Raw genomic sequence first — 17,174 nt, 5'->3', positions numbered from 1 at the left:
TCAGTGGGACAGGGGGAGGCCCGCCGAGGCCTGGTTCTTCGGTGCGGCGAGCTGTTCGTCCTCGTCGACGGCGGCCTCGGGGTTGCGGCCCAGGAGGACGCCGACCAGGGAGATCGCGGAGGCGAGGGCGATGTAGAGGGCCAGCGGTACCCAGCTGTCGTAGGCGCTCAGCAGGGTGGTGAACAGCAGTGGGGCGATGGCGCCGCCGATGATGCCGGCCAGGGTGTAGGCGAGTGAGGAGCCGGTGTAGCGCAGCCGGGGCGAGAACTGCTCGGCTATGAAGGCGGCCTGCGGTCCGTAGAGACAGCAGTGGATCACCAGGGCGACCAGGACTCCGGCGGCGAGCGGCAGCCAGGAACCGCCGGCGGCCATCGGGAAGAACACGAACGGCCACACCGCGGCGGCGATCGCTGAGACGCCGTACAGCAGGCGGCGGTTGACGCGGTCGGAGAGGGCGCCGGCCAGGGGCATCAGGAAGACCTGGACCGAGGAGCCGATGAGGACGGCCGCGAGGGCGGAGCCGCGCGACATGTCGAGTTCCTGGGTGGCATACGTCAGCACGAAGACAGTGAACATCGCGTACAGCACGTCGGGGCCGACCCGGCACAGGATCGCGGCGGTCAGGGCGCGGGGCTGGGTGGTGAAGACCTCGCGGATCGGGGTCTGGGGCCGGGACTGCTCGGCCTCCATCGCCTTGAAGACCGGGGTCTCCTCCAGCTTGGCCCGGATCCACAGCCCGAAGCCGACCAGTACGCCGGACAGCAGGAACGCCACACGCCAGCCCCACGACTCGAACTGCGCCTCGGTCAGCAGCGCGCCGAGGGCGGCGAGCACACCGTTGGCGAGCAGGTTGCCCGCGGGCGGGCCCACTTGTGCGGCGGAGGCGTAGAAGCCCCGGCGGCGGGAGTCGCCGAACTCGCTGGACAGCAGCACCGCGCCGCCCCACTCGCCGCCGACGCCGACGCCCTGGGCGAAGCGCAGCACGACCAGGGCGATCGGAGCGGCCACGCCGATCGTGCCGTAGGCGGGCAGCAGGCCGATCATGAAGGTGGCCACGCCGATCAGGACGAGGGTGGCGATCAGCACCTTCTTGCGGCCGATCACATCGCCGAGCCGGCCGAAGACGACGCCGCCGAGGGGCCGGGAGATGTAGCCGACCGCGTAGGTGGAGAACGCCAGGAGCGTGCCGGTGAGCGGGTCCTCCGACGGGAAGAACAGATCACCGAAGACCAGGGCGGCCGCGGCGGAGTAGACGGCGAAGTCGTACCACTCCAGGGCCGTGCCGGTCAGGCTCGCGACGAAGGCGCGGCGGACGCCGGAGCGCTTCTCCGCGGCCCCGGCGTCGCTCTTCGGGGTGTCGTGCATGGGGCCCATCCTTGCTCGGGGACATCGACCTTCCGGCATACTTCTTGTATACAGGTCGTATGCGCAAGCCCTGCGCCGGAAGTTAACCGCGGAGAAATCAGGATCCGCGGACCCGCTTCCCGACCCCTGTTCCCTGTTCTCCGATCCCTGGGAGTGCCCTCATGGCCGTGCTGACCTTCGAACTGCCCGACGGATCGACGCGCGAGGTCGATGTCGTCCAGGTCCTCAACGCCGGGTACGCCGGACGCAGCCAGGACGACGTCGCCGCGCACGTCGCGGAACTCGCCGAGCTGGGCGTGCCGGGCCCGTCCGTGACACCGGCGCTCTACCCCGTCTCCCCCTACCTCGCCCAGCAGACCGAGCACGTCGCCGTCCAGCACGGCCGCACCTCCGGCGAGGCCGAGTGGGCACTGGTCGTCGCGGAGGACGGAGAACTGCTGCTCACCGCCGCCTGCGACCACACCGACCGCGACCTGGAGGTACACGGGGTGGCCTGGAGCAAGAACGCCGGCCCCGACGTCCTCGCCCGCCGCGCCTGGCGCCTGGCCGACGTGGAGTCCCGCCTCGACGAACTCACCCTGCGCGCCTGGGTCAGCCACGACGGCACCGAGACCGAGATCCAGACCGGCACGCTCGCCGAACTCCTCGCCCCCGCCTACTGGGTCGACGTCCTCCGTACCCGCGGCGAACTGACCCCCGGAACCGTCCTGATCTCCGGCACCATCCCCATGGCCCCCGGCGTCGACCAATTCGCCGACAGCTGGCGCGTCGAACTGGCCGACCCGACCGGCGGCGACGCCATCAGCCTCGCCTACGACGTCCGGCCGATGCCGGAGCCGATCGGCTGACACGCCTGAGCCGAAGGGCATGACGCGGTGTCACTGGTCGCCGCTCGACGCCGGCCGAATACTGGAGACAGTTCCGTTCGACCCTGCGATCCCGGAGAGCGAAGAACATGCACGCCAGCCCCCTGACCGTCCTGCTGAAGTGGCAACCGGGTGCGGACCGTTGAGGTCCGCACAGACGGTGGCCGAGCACCCCGAGCCGGCCCGGGGACGGCTGCACAGACTCAATCTCGTCACCCTGCTCCCGCTGCTCACCGCCACAGGGGTGCTCATCGTGGCCATGGACTCCCGGACCTGGTGGCACGCCGTGGTCCTGGGTCTGGGAGTGGCGGCGGCCCTGGTGGCCTTCGTACGGTGGGCGGCGGGCGACATCTCCCGCGTGGCCCTTCCATGCCTGGCCGTCGCCGCGCCGGTGTGGCCCCTCGGCGCACTGCTGATGGAGAGCGGCACCGCCTTCTTCGGCATCACGGTCGTGGGCACGCACGTCATCCCCCAACTGCGACGCCGCCGGGTCGCGGCAGCGGTGGGCCTGTCCGGCTTCGTCGCCGCGGTGGGCGTGGCGAAGCTGCTGACCGCGGCCGGCTACGAGTCGGGCGATCTGATCAGGTACCTCATCGTCCCCGTGGGCGTCACCGCGGCGGCCACCGGACTGATGTTCCCCAACAAGCGGTTCTACGACGTCGTCGCGGACCTGGAGGAATCCCGTGAACGCGAGGCCGAGTTGGCCGTCGTCCGGGAACGCGTTCGCTTCGCCAGCGACCTGCACGACATCCAGGGCCACACCCTGCACGTGGTGAAACTGAAGATCGCGCTGGCCCAGAAGCTGCTGCGCAGCGACATCGGGCGAGCGGAAGAGGAACTGCGCGAAGTGCACGCCCTGGTCGCCGACACCATCACCCAGACCAAAGAGCTCGCCTACGCGCAACGGCGGCTCAACCTGTCGGCGGAGCTGGAGAACGCGAAGAACTTGTTCGAAGCCGTGGGCATCCGCGTGCACGTCGATCGCCGGGCCGGGCTCGACAGCCACGCCGGTGAACTGCTCGGCCAGGTCCTGCGCGAGACGACGACCAACATCCTGCGACACGCCCAGGCCCAGCAGGTGTGGATCACGCTCTCGGAGTCGGGCATCACCGTCATCAACGACGGCGCACCGGACACTCCGCTCCCCGAACTCCATGGACTCGCCACACTCCGGGAACGAGTGGCGGACAACGGCGGAGAACTGACCGTGGAACAGAAGGACGAACGGTTCCTGACGGCCGCCACGTTCCCGGACCTGCGTCCCGACGCGGCCCCTGACCCGCGGAAGGCCGACCGATGACCACCGTTGTACTGGCCGACGACGAAGCCCTGCTCCGCAAAGCGCTCGCGGCACTGCTCCCGCTCGAAGGAGAGATCACCGTCCTCGCCGAGGCCGACGACGGCAGAGCGGCCGTGACCGCCACCCTCCAACACCGGCCCGACGTGCTCGTCATCGACCTGGATATGCCGAACGTGGACGGACTCGGCGCCGTCTCACAGATCCGTCGCACACTGCCCGACCAGGTGATCCTCATGCTGACCCGCCACGCCAGACCCGGGGTGCTCCGCAAGGCCCTCAAGCTCGGTGTGCAGGGCTTCGTCAGCAAGTCCGCGGAACCGGCGCACATCACCGAGGTCATCAAGGCCCTCCACGAGGGCAGACGCTGGATCGACTCCGACGTCTCCGCACTCGCCCTCGTCGACGACTGCCCGCTCACCGACCGCGAGATCGACGTCCTACGGGCCACCGGCCACGGCTACTCGGTCGCCGACATCGCCACCCAACTGCACCTCGCGGACGGCACGGTTCGCAACTACCTCTCCAACGCGATGCAGAAGACCCAGACCCGCTCCCGCCACGAAGCGGCCCGGTACGCGCGCGAGCACGACTGGCTGTAGGAACCGGATGGAAGACCCGCCGCAACGCCGACGCCCACTGCCGGTCACAGCCTGACGTCTCGCTCATGACCGCCACACTCACCCCCGGCGCCGGGCCGGGACCGGGCAGCGCTGTTACCGGCCGCGGGTTGAGCCGTAATTCGTTTGACCGGGCCGCGGGTCGACGCTGCACTGTGGCCCGGCACCATGAGTCGTGGTGGCGGTATCCCGAGGAGGCAGCGGCAGCAATGGAGATACGTCCCACGACCGAAATGGATTTCGACGTCTTCGTGGACACAGTCCATGCCACGTTCGGGCGCTTCCCGGAAATCCCGATCGAGGGTGGCGGGCTCTGGTGGTCGGCGCTCGAAATGGACCGCTGCCTGCTCGCACTGACGTCGGACGGGCGGCCCGTCGGAACCGCCGCCACGCACTCCTTCGAACTCACCCTGCCCGGTGAAACCCTCGTCCCGGCCCCCGGGTTGACCGCCGTCGGCGTCCTGCCCTCGCACCGGCGCCAGGGCGTGCTCAGCGCGATGATGCGGCATCAGCTCGCCCAGTCGCGGGCGAGCGGGGAGTTCCTCTCCGTGCTGCTGGCCTCCGAGGCCACGATCTACGGCAGGTTCGGCTACGGGCCGGCGACCTACACGCAGCAGCTGACGGTGCAGCGCCACCGGGCCGCTCTCGCCGTCCCTCGGGCGCGCGGAACGGCCGATGCGCAGGCGACTGGCCCGGACACCGGCTCGGTCGAGGTGCTGCGTCGTGCCGAGTGCGGCGAGATTCTGGAAGAGGTCTACGACCGGTATCGCCGCGGCCAGCCCGGCGCGCTGTCCCGGCCGCACCGCTGGTGGGCCTTGCGCGCGGGGCAGCCCCCGATCTCTCCGGCGCCGCGTTACATCGCCGTCCACCGGGACGCCGACGGCGTCCCGGACGGGTACGCCAGCTATTCGATCGGCGAGGCCGCCACCCTGACGGTCGACGAGACCATCACCACCGACGACGCCGTCTTCACGGCCCTGGCCCGGTTCGTACTCGAACACGACCTGGTTTCCAAGGTCGTGTTCAAGCACGTTCCGCCCCGGCACCCGCTGCGCTGGCAGCTCGCGGATTTCCGCGCCGGGGAGGTGAGCGGCGACATGGACTGGCTCTGGGTGCGGCTGCTGGACGTCCCGCGTGCGCTGACCGCACGTGGCTGGTTCACGGACGGCGAGCTCGTCCTCGACGTCGAGGACCCGTTTCTCGGCGAGCGGGGCCGCTACCTGCTGACCGTCCGGGACGGCAAAGCCGACTGCGTCCCGACGGACCGGGAGCCCGATCTGTCCCTGGACGTGAGCGACCTGGGTTCGGTCTACCTCGGCGGTACCGCCCCGAGCGCGCTCGTGCGTGCCGGACACATCCGAGCTCACCGCCCGGACGCGGCTACCCTCGCTGACGCCCTCTTCCGCGCCGACCGCCCTCCGCACTGCCTGCATTGGTTCTGACCGCTCTTTGTCATGCGGTGAAGAACAACCTCAGGAGAGCGGCCAGTTGCGCAGGGCGGTGTCGGCGATCTCCTGGAGTTCGTCGCGGCCGACTCCGCTCGCGGCTTGTACGGCGATGCCGTATCCGACGGTGGTGAGATAGCGGGCCAGTAGTCCCGGATCGGTCTCCGGGGGGAGGTCGCCGTCGTCGACGGCTCGCTGGAACCGTTCGCGGATGCAGGTGTAGCCGTTGCCGCGCCAGGCGACGAGGAGGTCACGGACTTCGCGGCCGGAGTCGCTGGAGGTCAGGGCGCCCTGGACGCCCAGGCACCCGTGGGGCTGGGCGGGGCGGGTGGTGGTGCGAACGGTGCCGGCCAGGACCGCGGTGGCGACGCCGAGGGCGGTCGGCTCCTGCAGGGCCTGGGCCAGGTAGGCGCTCGGGCCCTCGCTGTAGCGCTGCAGAGCCTTGCGGAACAGCTCCTCCTTGTTGCCGAAGGCGGCGTACATGCTGGTGGAGGAGATGCCCATCGCGTCCGTCAGGTTGGCCAGGCTGGCCCCCTCGTAGCCGTGCTCCCAGAAGACCAGCATCGCGCGCTCGAGAGCTGCGTCGGCGTCGAATCCTCGCGGTCGGCCGAGCGGGCCGGTCTGTTTGATCTCCACACCTCGGAGTCTACCTCTTCCGCATCGATCGCTACAGAAGTGCTACGGTCGACTTCCGCATCGATCGGTGCAGAACTCGACGGAGGTTGTTGACGTGGGACTGCTTGAGGGAAAGACCGCTCTCGTCACCGGGGGCAGCGCAGGGATCGGCCTGGCCAGTGCCGTGCGGCTGGCGACCGAGGGCGCGCACGTGTTCATCACCGGCCGGCGCAAGACCGAACTCGACGCGGCCGTCGAAGTGATCGGTCCATCGACCACCGCGGTGACCGGCGACATCTCGGACCTGGCCGACCTGGACCGCCTCTACGAGACGATCCGAAGCCGCGGACGGGGCCTGGACGTACTGTTCGCGAATGCCTCCGTCGCCTCGCTCGCGACGCTTGAGGGAGTCACCGAGGAGCACTTCGACACCCTCTTCGACATCAACGTCCGGGGCACACTGTTCACCGTCAAGAAGGCGCTGCCCCTGCTCAACGACGGCGCCTCGGTCATCTTGAACGGCTCCACCAACGTCGACGTCGGTGATGAGGCGCTCGGCGTGTACGCGGCGACCAAGGCTGCCACTCGATCGTTCGCCCGAACCTGGGCCAACGAACTCAAGGGACGCGGCATCCGGGTCAACACCGTCACGCCGGGCCCGACCGACACCCCTGCTCTGTCGGCGCTCACTCCCACCCCGGAGGACTTCAAGCGCCAACTGGCCGCGCGCGTACCGCTGGGCCGGATCGGACGCCCGGAGGAGATCGCCGCCGCCGTGGCTTTCCTCGCCTCCGATCAGAGCAGCTTCATCACCGGGTCGAGCCTGTACGTCGACGGCGGCCTCAACCAGATCTGATCAATTCCTGGGGCGGAATCACCTCTGACACCCATCGGGATCATCGGCGCGGGCGAGGTCGGCAGCCAGATCGCGCCCGCGCGGCCACAGCGAACGGATACCAAGTCGTCATCGCCCACTCGCCGCGGCCCAAGACCCTGGAGGACCTCATTGCCGAACCCGGCCCGTCGGCACGCGCCGCACGCGCTTCGGATGCCGCGGAAGCCGGAGATTTCACGGTCGTGGCCGTACCTCTTAAAGTCGTCAACGACATGCCGGTAGAAGAGCTCGCAGGCAAGATCGTGCTCGATACGAACAACTACATGATCTGGCGCGACGGCCACATCGAAGTCATCGACTCGGGCGAGAAGACAGTGCACGAGCTGCGCCAGGAGCACCTCCCCACCTCGAAGGTCGTCGCGGCGGTCACTCATATTCAGGCCCCGCGCATCACCACCGCCGGTCGCCCTCCCGGCACCCCGGACCGGCTCGCGCTACCGGCATCGAGCGACTACCCCGAAGCCGTCGAGCTCGTGACACGGCTGTACGACCAGTTCGGGTTCGACACCGTGGACAACAGTCCGCTGGGCGATTCCTGGCGCAGCGCTCCCGGCCAACCCGCCTGGATCGAGCTCGCGCATCAGACCCGGGACGAGTTGATCGGCAATTTGAGGAGAGCGCGGCCCAGTGGCCGGGCGCGACTCTGAAGGATCTACGTTTCGAGTAGCGCCGGGTCGTTCTGGGCGGTGAACAACCCCGACCGGCCGGAGTTCCACTTGCCGCCCGCGCTCGACTCCGCGTCCAAGTCGGTAGCCACCATGCTTACGGTCCCCCACACGGCCTGTCCGTGAGGTCCGTCCCGGCGCCGACCGACCCCGGTGATGAGTTTTCGCGCCCGCACCCGTCACACCTACGACGGGACACGACGAGGCGGAAGGACGACGTGATGAGTGCGGACACGCGGCCAGAGGAACTGGGCGAGAAAGGTCTGGCCGAGAGCGGTCTGGGCGACGTCGACGAGTCGGCGTTCTCGGGGCTGGCGGAGCGGCACCGGCGGGAACTGCACGTGCACTGCTACCGGATGCTCGGGTCCTTCGAGGACGCCGAGGACACCGTGCAGGAGACGTTCCTCCGTGCCTGGCGGCGGCGGGAGACCTTCGAGGGGCGGTCGACGTTCCGGGCCTGGCTGTACCGGATCGCCACCAACGCCTGCCTGGACCTGCTCGCCAAGGTCCGCCCGGAGCCCGCGACCGGCGGCGAGGTGCTGTGGCTGCAGCCCTACCCGGACCGGCTGCTCGACGAACTGCCCGCGGGCGACGCGGACGATCCGGAGACCGTCGCCGTCGCGCGGGAGACGATCGAGCTGGCGTACCTCGTCGCAGTCCAGCACCTCGCGCCGCGCCCGCGGGCAGTGCTGATCCTGCGGGACGTGCTCGGCTGGCCGGCGAAGGACGTCGCGGAGGCCCTCGGAGACTCCGTCAACTCCGTGAACAGCGCGCTGCAGCGGGCCCGCGCCGGCATGCGGGAGCACCTGCCCGCCGAGCGGCAGGACTGGACCGGCGGCGAACAGGACGCCGGGACACGCGAGTTGGTACGTCGCTTCACCGACGCCAGCGTGGCCACGGACGTCCCGGCGCTCGCCTCGATGCTGCGGGACGACGTCCGCTTCTCGATGCCGCCCACGCCGGGCCTCCACGTCGGCCGCGACGCGGTGGTGAACGACTGGGTCGAGGACGGCTTCGAGGGCATGAAGGGCCTGCGCGCCGTCCCCACGTGGGTGAACCGGCAGCCCGCCGTCGCCTTCTACCTCTGGAACGAGCGCGAGGGCGCCTACCTGCCGCTGACGATCGACGTCCTGCGCGTCACCGGCGGGGCGATCACCGAGATCGTCACGTTCCACGACGACCGCTTCCCGCGGCTCGGGCTGCCGGAGAGCCTGCCGGCGGACGGGACGGAGTAGTCCCGGTGTGGACGCTCGCGCTGCGCGGTCGCGCGCGGGTCGCGGTGGTCGCGGCGGATTGGTACGACGCGTACGGCGTCGTCACCCGCGGGCGGGTGCAACTGGAGCTGCGCGACGGCGAGCCCGGGCCGGTACTCGGACGTGACGCGGGGTTCTGGCTCCGCGGCACCGGCGCACGCGCCCTGCGGAACCCCGGCCGTCGCACGGCGCGGGTGCGCATCGTCACCCCAGGGCCAGGACCGTCACCTGCAAGTCAAAACCCCCGTACGCCAATTACCGAACGATGGAGGAACGACATGAACAGCACGAACGACACCGGGGTCGTCGCAGCCCCGGCATCGGGCCGGACCAGCCACACCCACCGAATCCGCGGGCTCGCCGGCACCGGCCTAGTCGCCACTCTCGCGGCGATGGCGGCCACCACCCTCGCCGCGGCACTCGCCCAGGCCGTTGGCGTCGACTTCGAGGTCCCCGATGGTGGCGAGACGATCCCGTTGTCCGGGTTCGCTGTAGTGACCGGTTTCTTCTCGGTCGTGGGCATCGTCATCGCCGTCGCTCTACTTCGTTGGAGCGCCCGCCCCGCCGAGCGATTCGTGTGGACGGCTGTGTCGCTGACCGCGATCTCGTTGGTCCCACCCCTCCTCGCTGGGGCGGACTCCGCCACCACCACCGCCCTCCTCGGCCTGCACCTCGTCCCTGCGGCGGTGATGATCCCCACCCTGGCGCGGAGCCTGCGCACCCGGACCGACTGACGATGGGGTGATCGGATGCGACCGCCCAAAAATCCCGCCTCCCGCCGGGGCTACGGAGATAGCCTCGGCGCTGCGATCGTCCGACGGGGAGGGGTACGGGTATGCAAGGGCAGGACTGGGTCGAACGTGCGGGAGAGCTGTTCGAAGCGGCGATGTTCGGCGGGGACTTGTCCGCGCTGGACCGGTCCGACGACATGCTGGACGCGGTCGAGGCGTCGCTGTCCATGGCGCGGGGCAAGGTACTGCACGTCCGCTTCCTGAACGACCGCGAGGAGGACAGCCGGGAACCGGTGCTGTTCGAGCGCGCGGCCGAGTTGTACCAGCGCCTGGGGGACGCGTCGGGTGAGGCGGACGCGTTGTTCTGGGTCGGCTGCTGGTATCAGGTGGTCAAGGGCGACGGCGCCACCGGCAGGCCGTACTTCGAGCGGTCGTACGTGCTGGCGAAATCCGTCGACGACCGGAAGACGATGTCCTACGCGATCCGGCATCTCGGCTTCGCCGACAAGGACGCAGGCCGCTTCGATCAGGCCTGCAAGCGGTTGACCGAATCGGTGACACTGCGCCGGGAGATCGGCTTCAAGCCCGGGGAAGCGGCCGGCCTGGTGGCGCTGGCCTACCTCGCGGCCGAAACCGGCGACCCATCGGCGGCGTTTCACCACCTCGACGAGGCTCAGTCGGTCGCCGAGAGCTGTGGTGCCAAGGCCGTGTCGGGGTGGATCGAACAAGCTCGCACGCACATCCGCTCCTAGGGCCCCGCCGGACTTTCTGGTGGCTTCGAGGGCCTTGGAACCGAGGCAGAATGAGCGGCACGTAGCCGCTGCGGATGGGGAGTTAATGGACACGCGGACCTGGGACGCGCTGACGGAGTCGATGAAGAGTTCGTACGCCGCGGATCTCAAGGAAGGCGCTGTGCCGCGCCCGGTGATCATGCCGTTGGTGCACGGTCAGTTGGTCGGTCTGATCTGGCTGCGCCCGGTCAAGACCGGCCAGGACGCGCTCACCGGCATCGCGTCGCTCTCGAACATCGCGGCGGCGGCCGGCGCCGATGAAGTCGTCCTCGCCTGGGAGACCCAGGACGTCGCGACTGCCTGTGAACTGCCCGTCGCCGGGTCGGCACCCTGCCTCAACATGGTGCATGCCACAAAGGACGAGCACACCCTTCACCAATTCCCTTACTCCGAGGACGTGTTGGCCCACGGCCCCGACGGCTGGACTTCGGTCGAGCCGCGCTGGCAGTCGACCCCGGCTCCCCAGCCCGGCGGTGAGCTCGTCCCGCCTGTCCGGGCAGCGGTCGACTACGCCTTCACTCCCATCGAAATGGACCATCCCTCACCGTTCGGTGTCACGGTCGTCCTGATGGAAGAAGACGGCTACACCCTGCACCTGACGGAGACGTTCGCGCTCTGAACAGCCCGCTGGAGGTCACCCGCACGCGCTGAACGCAGTTCCGGCCGGCCGGGTCGGCGATCGCGACCTCGAAGGGGTCATCGACCGTCAACAGGCCCACCGGCGCCGGGAATGCAGCTTGAGCAGTCAGCGATGTGGTTGCTGTCGGTTATGGGGATCCGAGGAACAGACGTCGGCGGACCTCATCGCCGTCTTCGGCGCCGCCCGTGAAATCGGCCTCGGCGTGCCGGCATACAGCCCACTGGCCAGTGGCGTGCTCTCCGGAGGGATCGTGCCTCGGTGCGCTCGCCCAGGCGCAGCTCGGCGAGCGGACGTTCGCCATCATCGACGTACTGCGCCGCGTGGTGGCCGAACTCGGATGTGATGTCGCGGCCGTGGCCCTCGCATGGGTACGGCAACGGCAGGAGACGACGGCGACCATCGTCGGCGTCCGCTCTGCGGAACAGCTCGACATGAATCTCGGCTCGCTGGGTGTGACGCTGCCGGAAGAAACTCTCTGGGACCTGGACGAAGTGAGCGCATCCGACCTGAACGACCCCTATCCGTGGCCGGCCGCCATCGCCGCCCCGCTGCAGCAGGGCGGTACAGAGATCAATGGCATCGGCGGGGCCATGTATCGGCGAGGGCGATGAGCCTGTGCTGACGGGCGGTACACGGCCTGGGGTCCGATACGCCTTAGGTGGCCTTAGGTGCCCTTGCTGTCGCTGGATGTGGTGAGGGTGATGTCGTCGGCGTAGTAGTCGCCCTGTGCGTACCAGCCGTGGACGTAGATCGTCGCGCTGGTCTGGGAGGCGTCTGTGGTGAAGGTGACGGTCAGCCGGCTGTATCCGGAGGGGGAAGTGGTCCAGGTGGAGCGGCCGTTGTCCACGCCGAGGTAGACGTTGGAACCGCGGACCCAGCCGCTGAAGGTGTAGGCGGTGTTCGGCTGGACGGTGACGGTCTGATCGCACTGCGCGGTGTCGCGCGAACTCACCTTCCCCTGAAGGGCCTTGGAGCCCGTGAGGACGGGGGAGGAGACGATCGAGCCCGGGTTGCCGGTGCAGTTCCACGGCGAGAGGCTGCTCGACTCGAAGCCGGGGTTGGCCAGGGCGTCGGTGGCTCCGACGGCGCCCGGGGCGGCCGGTGTCGGGGTGGCCGACGTGTTCGGCGAGGGTGCGGTCGAGGTGGCGTCGGTGGGGCTGGAGATGAGGAGGGAACAACCGAAGCCGACGACCGCTGCCGCGACGATCGCGGTCACCATGGCTGCCCGGCGCTGTCCGGACCCGAGGCGCGGGCGGTCTGCTGGATGGGGCGGACGGGTATCGCCGTGGGGTGCGGGGAGTTGCTCCGTCTTGGCGTCGGGGACAGGCGGGAGTTCTTGTGTCTCGTCGCCGGTCGGGGTGTGGGGGAGGGGCGCGGCAATGGCTTCGTGGCTGCGGTAGTCCTTGTCCTGGCGTATGTCTTCGAGGAGTTGGGCCAGTGCGTCGGTGCGGCGTGGGCGCAGTACGCGGATGGGCTCCAGCGCGGGGCGGTCGTTCGGTGAGTGGGACGTGGGCGGTGGGGGCACGGTGCTCTCCTTCCGTCCCGTGGCAGAGATCGGTGCTGTCCCTGTGGAGTTGATTACGCGCGGTCCGCTGCGGAGGTTCAGCCGACGCGTGTTGGCGGGGCACTGCTAAGTTCCACGCGGTGACTTTGATGGAGACCGAGGGTCTCGTGTCGATGACCGATGAGGCGCGGTTGTGGTGGACGGCGCTGGGAGACACGGCACGGAAGCCGGCCGTGATCCTGCTCCACGGTGGTCCGGGGCTGCCGGACTATCTGGGCGATGTCGCCCACATGATCGCGGACCTCGCGCCTGTGTACCGCTATGACCAGCGTGGCACGGGCCGGTCGCCGTGGTGGGGAGAGCATTCCCTCGCCCGGCATGTCGAGGATCTCGCCGAGTCGCTCGATGCGTGGGGTGTGCCCAGGGCCGTGCTGATCGGGCACTCCTACGGGACCGATCTGGCGAGCCGGTTCTGCCTGCGGCACGCTGACCGGGTTGCCGCGATGCTGCTGATGTGCGGGCCGTTCGTCGGGGACTGGCGTATGGGGTACCGAGCGGAACGCAATCGCCGTATGTCCGGCGTACAGCACGAGCGGTTGCGGGAGTTGGAGGGGCTGTCGCACCGTACGGAGGAGCAGGAGGTCGAACTGCTCACGCTGGCCTGGTTCACCGACCACTCCGATCCCGAACAGGGGTGGGCCTGGGCGGCTCTGGGCGCCCGACGGCGTCGCCCGGTCAACTGGTCCATGAACCGTGAACTCGGGCTGCAGGCACGCGAGGATCCGCTCGACGGGCACCTTGCCGATCTGCGGGTGTGCCTGCCCGCGGGGACGCAGTTGCTCGGCGGGGCCGACGATCCCCGCCCCGTGTCGGCGCTTGAATCACTCGCGCAGAGACTCGCCCTTCCGCTGACCCGGATCGAAGGCGCGGGGCACGAACCGTGGTTGGAGCGGCCGGAGGTCGTGCGTGCGCACCTTCGGCGGTTCGTCCGCGACGCCGTGGGTGCATAGGGCTTCGACGGGAACTGTGAAGTAGCGGCAGCCGCCTGACACGTTGGCGTGGGTCAGGTCCAGATCGATGCCGGTGTGGCCTCGCTCGCACTGCCGCAGTGGATCAGGCTCCTGTGGTGGGCCTGCCTGTCCTGTTGTCGGCGGAAGCAACGCGCTCGCACCCGCGAGCAGTTGTGGTAGGCGGGCCGCCGGATCAGGGATCGATGCAGTGGTCATCCCGTGGCGGGGCCGCGCTGCCGACGGCTCGGATGAGCAGTTCGTGCAGTGTCGCGCGCTCCTCGTCATTGAGGGTCTTCAGCATCTCGTCCTCGATCCGGTCGAGCCGGGTGTAGGCGGAGTCGAGTTCGCCCTCGCCGGCCTCGGAGAGCTCGACGATGTGGCGGCGGCGGTCCGCCGGGTCGCGGCGGCGGATCGTCAGCCCGCGGTCTTCGAGTTCGTTGAGCAGTCCGACGACGTTGCTCGGGTCCAGGCTGAGCAGCTCTCCCAGGGCCTGCTGGCTCACGGGTCCCTGCTCGCTGAGCAGTTTGAGGGCGACGAGGTGCCGGGTTCGCAAGCCCCCGGGTTCCGTCACGGCTGCGGCAGCGCGCCGTCCCGCGCGTGCCAGGTACTCCATCAGCGGCAGGGAGTGGCGGTCGGTTCTCGCGCTGTTGCTAGGCATACGCACAGCATACGTGTGGGCAGATGGTTTGTGGTCACAAACGATTTGTGTTGTACTCCCATTGATCTGACTGAACAGTGGAGGTCCGCATGTCCAAGCTGCACGTCATCCTGGGAAGTACCCGTCCGACCAGGGCGGTGGACCGGGTGAGTTCATGGGTCGCGCAGGAGGCCGCCGCCCACGGTGGCTTCGATGTCGAGGTGTTGGACCTGCGCGAGTGGCCGCTGCCGTTCTTCTCCGAGCACATGGGCACCATCGGAGACATGAACGACCCGACGTACTCGGCCCCGATCGTGAAGGCGTGGAACCAGAAGATCAGAGAGGCCGACGCGTACATCGTCGTGACTCCTGAGTACAACCACAGCATTCCGGCCGTGCTGAAGAACGCGATCGACTCGGTGTGGATCTCGCCCGGGTTCCGCAACAAGCCGATCGCCGCTGTGGGGTACAGCGCGGGGATCGGCGCCGGCATCCGGGCGGTGGAGCACCTGGCACTGATAGCGATCGAGGCCGAGGCGGTGCCCCTGCGCAACACCGTCCTCGTCCCGTACGTCAACGACGCGTTCGACGCCGAAGGCCGCCCAGCGGATCCGGCCGCACGCGTGAGCCTCGACATCCTGCTCGACGATCTGGCGTGGTGGTCGTCGGCTCTGGAACAGGCGCGCTCCATCGGCGAGTTGACGCCCGGCAGGTTCCGCCTGCGTGCGGCGCTCGCCGCCGCCACGGCCGCCGCCCAGGGGTAGGCCGCACCACCACATCACGGCCCCCGAACCGCGACCGGTCAGCGGGCGGCGGCCACCGCGAGCAGGGACCAGCCCGTATGCGGGATCCACTGCTCGGCCCACCGCCACGACTCACCGTCCGGGGCGTCGCCGGGCAGGAACGCGACGTCGTCCTCGTCCGTCGAGCCGGAGGTGACGCCGTTGACGACGCCGCCGGGCAGGTTGGGGAAGTCCGACGCGTAGTCGACGTTGCCGCACCCGCGGCCCTGAAGCATGCACACCTGGAAGGGATTTCGTCCGGTGATCCACGCCAACTGGTCGTCGGCGCAGTCCAGCAGCCGCTCTCGGTCGGTCGCGGACACGTCGGCCATTTTTTCCGCGCAGAAGCAGGCCGCTGCCGCGAGCGAGGCGATGGTGGCGTTCTCGCCCTGCCACCAGTAGCCGGTCTCGTTGGCGTGCGGGAAGAAGAAGGCGTCCCGGTCGGTGCCGCCGGACGGGCGCACCCGCTGGCGCGGATACCCAAAAGGGTTCGGCACGGCCGAGGTCCGTGCCAGCGTGTCGAATATCGCCTCCACCGCCACCTCGCGTGCCGAGGCCGCCTCGGGCGCGTCCGGGAGGACCGTGCCGAACCGGAGCAGGGCGAGGACCGGCAGGCCGGCCTCCACCGCGTGGAAGAAGGGCCACCCCTCCGCGTCGGCACGGAACCAGCCGGGGCCGCCGTCGTCGGGGCGGACATACCGGTCGCACAACGACCGCGCCCGCCGCCGAGCCGCCTCGCCCACCGCGTCACTCCTCGGCACGCCCGCCTGGACCAGTTCGCCGGCGGCCAGCAGCGCCGCGTAGTCGTCGATCACCGACTCCGTGCCGTCGTCGAGGTACTCCACGTTGTGGGCTTCGAGGTGAGCGAAGCCGGACAGCGCCGCCTCCAGGTGCGGCGAGGCGAGGAAATGTCCCTGCCTACGCAGGCGTCGGCGCCCCCTCCGGCAGCAAGCCGCTCCCCTTCAGCGACGTCCAGAAGTCCCCGGGAACAGGGCGGTTGAAGAGGGACACGGTCCCCGCCACCTCCTCGGGCGAGCGGGCGCCGACGACCACGGTGGTGACCGCGGGGTGGGCGAGGGGGAACTGGACGGCCGCCGCCAGTGGCGGGACGTCGAAGTCCGCGCAGATCTTTCTCAACGTTCCGATACGTGCGGCCAGTTCGGACGGGATCGACCTGTAGCCGTGCGGAGCACCCGGCCGCGGATCGGCCAGCAACCCCGACTGATAGACACCCGCGGCCATGACAGCCACCCCCCGCTCAGCACACAGCGGCAGCAACTCGTCGAGTCCCGACTGGTCGAGGAGGTTGTACCGCCCGGCCAACAGCACACAGTCGGGCCCGGGCGCATCCGTCTCCCTCAGAAAGCGCGCCGCCACGGGCGCATGGTTGACGCCGAGGGAGACCGCGCCGATGACGCCCTCGGCCCGCAGATCGGCCAGCGCGCGATACGCCTCGCCCACCGCGGCCCCGAAGTCCTCGTCGGGATCGTGGATGTGGAGCACGTCGACCCGGTCGAGCCCCAGCCGCCCCAGGCTCTCCTCGACCGATCGCAGCACTCCGGCGTACGAGTAGTCGAGCCGGGGCCCGACCCCGGCCGGCGGATCCGCCCAGATCGGCTGGGTGTCCGGCCCGCCCGGCTCGATGAGCCGCCCCACCTTGGTGCACAGCACGTACGCGTCACGGGGCCGCGAGGCGAGGGCCGCACCCGTACGGGTCTCCGAGCGGCCGTACCCGTACACGGGAGCCGTGTCGAAGAGCCGTACGCCCAACTCCCAGGCGGTGTCGATGGTGTCGGCCGCCTGTTGCTCGGGCACCGGCTCGAACAGACCGCCCAAGGAGGCGAGTCCCAGCCCGAGACGGCTGACCCGAAGTCCCGTGCGGCCCAGCGGTACGAGGTCGTCGGCTCTCATCACCAACCCCTCCCCACGACACGACCCCTCTAATGCGCACGCGACACACCTACTCGGCCAGCCGCCGACCACCGCGGGCAGGCGGCCCATGGCGTGGCGGATGACGTCCACCAGCACGGTGCCGTCGGCGGCCGGGGCGCCTTCACG

The 17,174-nt window shown here is 69.6% G+C and carries 18 protein-coding genes and 1 pseudogene; 13 read left to right on the top strand and 6 right to left on the bottom strand.

What is annotated here, in order from left to right; all coding sequences use genetic code 11:
- Positions 1–1,365 carry an MFS transporter gene (locus M2283_RS34950; RefSeq protein WP_280880489.1) on the bottom strand — a complete coding sequence of 455 codons (1,365 nt, stop codon included), beginning with the start codon at positions 1,363–1,365 and terminating at the stop codon, positions 1–3.
- A 161-nt stretch (positions 1,366–1,526) separates the two neighbouring features.
- Here M2283_RS34950 and M2283_RS34945 point away from each other — a divergent pair, with 161 nt between their 5' ends.
- From M2283_RS34945 to M2283_RS34930, 4 genes are all read left to right on the top strand, one after another.
- On the top strand, positions 1,527–2,213 hold the full coding sequence (locus tag M2283_RS34945; RefSeq protein WP_280880488.1) for a DUF2848 domain-containing protein: 687 nt from the start codon (positions 1,527–1,529) through the stop codon (positions 2,211–2,213).
- Between the two features lie 160 nt (positions 2,214–2,373).
- Complete coding sequence (locus M2283_RS34940) at positions 2,374–3,531, top strand: sensor histidine kinase (protein WP_280880487.1); 1,158 nt, start codon at positions 2,374–2,376, stop codon at positions 3,529–3,531.
- Positions 3,528–4,130, top strand: coding sequence for a response regulator transcription factor (locus M2283_RS34935; RefSeq protein ID WP_280880486.1), 603 nt, complete (start codon positions 3,528–3,530; stop codon positions 4,128–4,130). The genes M2283_RS34940 and M2283_RS34935 overlap by 4 nt, the downstream gene beginning before the upstream one ends.
- Positions 4,131–4,357: 227 nt before the next feature.
- On the top strand, positions 4,358–5,590 hold the full coding sequence (locus M2283_RS34930) for a GNAT family N-acetyltransferase (protein WP_280880485.1): 1,233 nt from the start codon (positions 4,358–4,360) through the stop codon (positions 5,588–5,590).
- A 30-nt stretch (positions 5,591–5,620) separates the two neighbouring features.
- Here M2283_RS34930 and M2283_RS34925 read toward each other — a convergent pair whose 3' ends face one another.
- Positions 5,621–6,229, bottom strand: a complete 609-nt coding sequence (locus tag M2283_RS34925) for a TetR/AcrR family transcriptional regulator (RefSeq protein WP_280880484.1) — start codon at positions 6,227–6,229, stop codon at positions 5,621–5,623.
- Between the two features lie 94 nt (positions 6,230–6,323).
- Between M2283_RS34925 and M2283_RS34920 the strand changes: the two genes are divergently transcribed.
- From M2283_RS34920 to M2283_RS34890, 7 genes are all read left to right on the top strand, one after another.
- Positions 6,324–7,064, top strand: coding sequence for an SDR family NAD(P)-dependent oxidoreductase (locus tag M2283_RS34920; RefSeq protein ID WP_280880483.1), 741 nt, complete (start codon positions 6,324–6,326; stop codon positions 7,062–7,064).
- Entirely contained in the window at positions 7,061–7,750 is a 690-nt protein-coding gene (locus tag M2283_RS34915; protein WP_348538947.1) for an NADPH-dependent F420 reductase, read from the top strand. Before M2283_RS34920 ends, M2283_RS34915 begins: the two co-directional genes overlap by 4 nt.
- Positions 7,751–7,989: 239 nt before the next feature.
- Entirely contained in the window at positions 7,990–9,003 is a 1,014-nt protein-coding gene (locus M2283_RS34910) for an RNA polymerase subunit sigma-70 (RefSeq protein ID WP_280880482.1), read from the top strand.
- Between the two features lie 296 nt (positions 9,004–9,299).
- Positions 9,300–9,755 carry a DUF6069 family protein gene (locus M2283_RS34905; RefSeq protein ID WP_280880481.1) on the top strand — a complete coding sequence of 152 codons (456 nt, stop codon included), beginning with the start codon at positions 9,300–9,302 and terminating at the stop codon, positions 9,753–9,755.
- A 101-nt stretch (positions 9,756–9,856) separates the two neighbouring features.
- The gene (locus tag M2283_RS34900) at positions 9,857–10,504 is read left to right on the top strand and encodes a tetratricopeptide repeat protein (RefSeq protein WP_280880480.1); all 648 of its coding nucleotides are present in this window, start codon (positions 9,857–9,859) and stop codon (positions 10,502–10,504) included.
- A gap of 85 nt (positions 10,505–10,589) precedes the next feature.
- Entirely contained in the window at positions 10,590–11,162 is a 573-nt protein-coding gene (locus M2283_RS34895; RefSeq protein WP_280880479.1) for a hypothetical protein, read from the top strand.
- 206 nt (positions 11,163–11,368) lie between these two features.
- A complete protein-coding gene (locus tag M2283_RS34890; RefSeq protein ID WP_280880478.1) occupies positions 11,369–11,794 on the top strand; it encodes an aldo/keto reductase in 426 nt (141 codons plus the stop codon).
- Between the two features lie 83 nt (positions 11,795–11,877).
- Here the strand turns inward: M2283_RS34890 and M2283_RS34885 are convergent.
- Positions 11,878–12,252: pseudogene (locus M2283_RS34885) on the bottom strand (carbohydrate binding domain-containing protein); the annotation flags it as partial.
- 584 nt (positions 12,253–12,836) lie between these two features.
- Here M2283_RS34885 and M2283_RS34880 point away from each other — a divergent pair.
- Positions 12,837–13,697 (top strand): alpha/beta fold hydrolase, encoded by an 861-nt coding sequence (locus tag M2283_RS34880; RefSeq protein WP_280880591.1) that lies wholly within the window; start codon positions 12,837–12,839, stop codon positions 13,695–13,697.
- Between the two features lie 193 nt (positions 13,698–13,890).
- On the opposite strand, the gene M2283_RS34875 is transcribed toward M2283_RS34880, so the two are convergent.
- The gene (locus M2283_RS34875) at positions 13,891–14,355 is read right to left on the bottom strand and encodes a MarR family winged helix-turn-helix transcriptional regulator (RefSeq protein ID WP_280880477.1); all 465 of its coding nucleotides are present in this window, start codon (positions 14,353–14,355) and stop codon (positions 13,891–13,893) included.
- A gap of 89 nt (positions 14,356–14,444) precedes the next feature.
- On the opposite strand from M2283_RS34875, the gene M2283_RS34870 reads away from it, so the two are divergent.
- Positions 14,445–15,098 carry an NADPH-dependent FMN reductase gene (locus tag M2283_RS34870; RefSeq protein WP_280880476.1) on the top strand — a complete coding sequence of 218 codons (654 nt, stop codon included), beginning with the start codon at positions 14,445–14,447 and terminating at the stop codon, positions 15,096–15,098.
- Positions 15,099–15,136: 38 nt separating this feature from the next.
- Here M2283_RS34870 and M2283_RS34865 read toward each other — a convergent pair whose 3' ends face one another.
- Both M2283_RS34865 and M2283_RS34860 read right to left on the bottom strand, forming a co-directional pair.
- Complete coding sequence (locus M2283_RS34865; protein ID WP_280880475.1) at positions 15,137–15,961, bottom strand: hypothetical protein; 825 nt, start codon at positions 15,959–15,961, stop codon at positions 15,137–15,139.
- A 73-nt stretch (positions 15,962–16,034) separates the two neighbouring features.
- On the bottom strand, positions 16,035–17,027 hold the full coding sequence (locus M2283_RS34860) for an aldo/keto reductase (protein WP_280880474.1): 993 nt from the start codon (positions 17,025–17,027) through the stop codon (positions 16,035–16,037).
- Positions 17,028–17,174 lie beyond the last annotated feature (147 nt).

Source organism: Streptomyces pseudovenezuelae, from assembly GCF_029892565.1.
GTDB lineage: Bacteria > Actinomycetota > Actinomycetes > Streptomycetales > Streptomycetaceae > Streptomyces > Streptomyces pseudovenezuelae_A.
Note: the sequence above shows the minus strand (reverse complement) of the source record. Positions and strands in the feature narration are given on the sequence as shown.

What these genes read in the sequence shown, in the direction of transcription:
- M2283_RS34950 (WP_280880489.1), bottom strand. Translation starts at nt 1,365, where the DNA reads ATGCACGACACCCCGAAGAGCGACGCCGGGGCCGCGGAGAAGCGCTCC.
- M2283_RS34945 (WP_280880488.1), top strand. Translation starts at nt 1,527, where the DNA reads ATGGCCGTGCTGACCTTCGAACTGCCCGACGGATCGACGCGCGAGGTC.
- M2283_RS34935 (WP_280880486.1), top strand. Translation starts at nt 3,528, where the DNA reads ATGACCACCGTTGTACTGGCCGACGACGAAGCCCTGCTCCGCAAAGCG.
- M2283_RS34930 (WP_280880485.1), top strand. Translation starts at nt 4,358, where the DNA reads ATGGAGATACGTCCCACGACCGAAATGGATTTCGACGTCTTCGTGGAC.
- M2283_RS34910 (WP_280880482.1), top strand. Translation starts at nt 7,990, where the DNA reads ATGAGTGCGGACACGCGGCCAGAGGAACTGGGCGAGAAAGGTCTGGCC.
- M2283_RS34905 (WP_280880481.1), top strand. Translation starts at nt 9,300, where the DNA reads ATGAACAGCACGAACGACACCGGGGTCGTCGCAGCCCCGGCATCGGGC.
- M2283_RS34900 (WP_280880480.1), top strand. Translation starts at nt 9,857, where the DNA reads ATGCAAGGGCAGGACTGGGTCGAACGTGCGGGAGAGCTGTTCGAAGCG.
- M2283_RS34895 (WP_280880479.1), top strand. Translation starts at nt 10,590, where the DNA reads ATGGACACGCGGACCTGGGACGCGCTGACGGAGTCGATGAAGAGTTCG.
- M2283_RS34880 (WP_280880591.1), top strand. Translation starts at nt 12,837, where the DNA reads ATGGAGACCGAGGGTCTCGTGTCGATGACCGATGAGGCGCGGTTGTGG.
- M2283_RS34875 (WP_280880477.1), bottom strand. Translation starts at nt 14,355, where the DNA reads ATGCCTAGCAACAGCGCGAGAACCGACCGCCACTCCCTGCCGCTGATG.
- M2283_RS34870 (WP_280880476.1), top strand. Translation starts at nt 14,445, where the DNA reads ATGTCCAAGCTGCACGTCATCCTGGGAAGTACCCGTCCGACCAGGGCG.
- M2283_RS34860 (WP_280880474.1), bottom strand. Translation starts at nt 17,027, where the DNA reads ATGAGAGCCGACGACCTCGTACCGCTGGGCCGCACGGGACTTCGGGTC.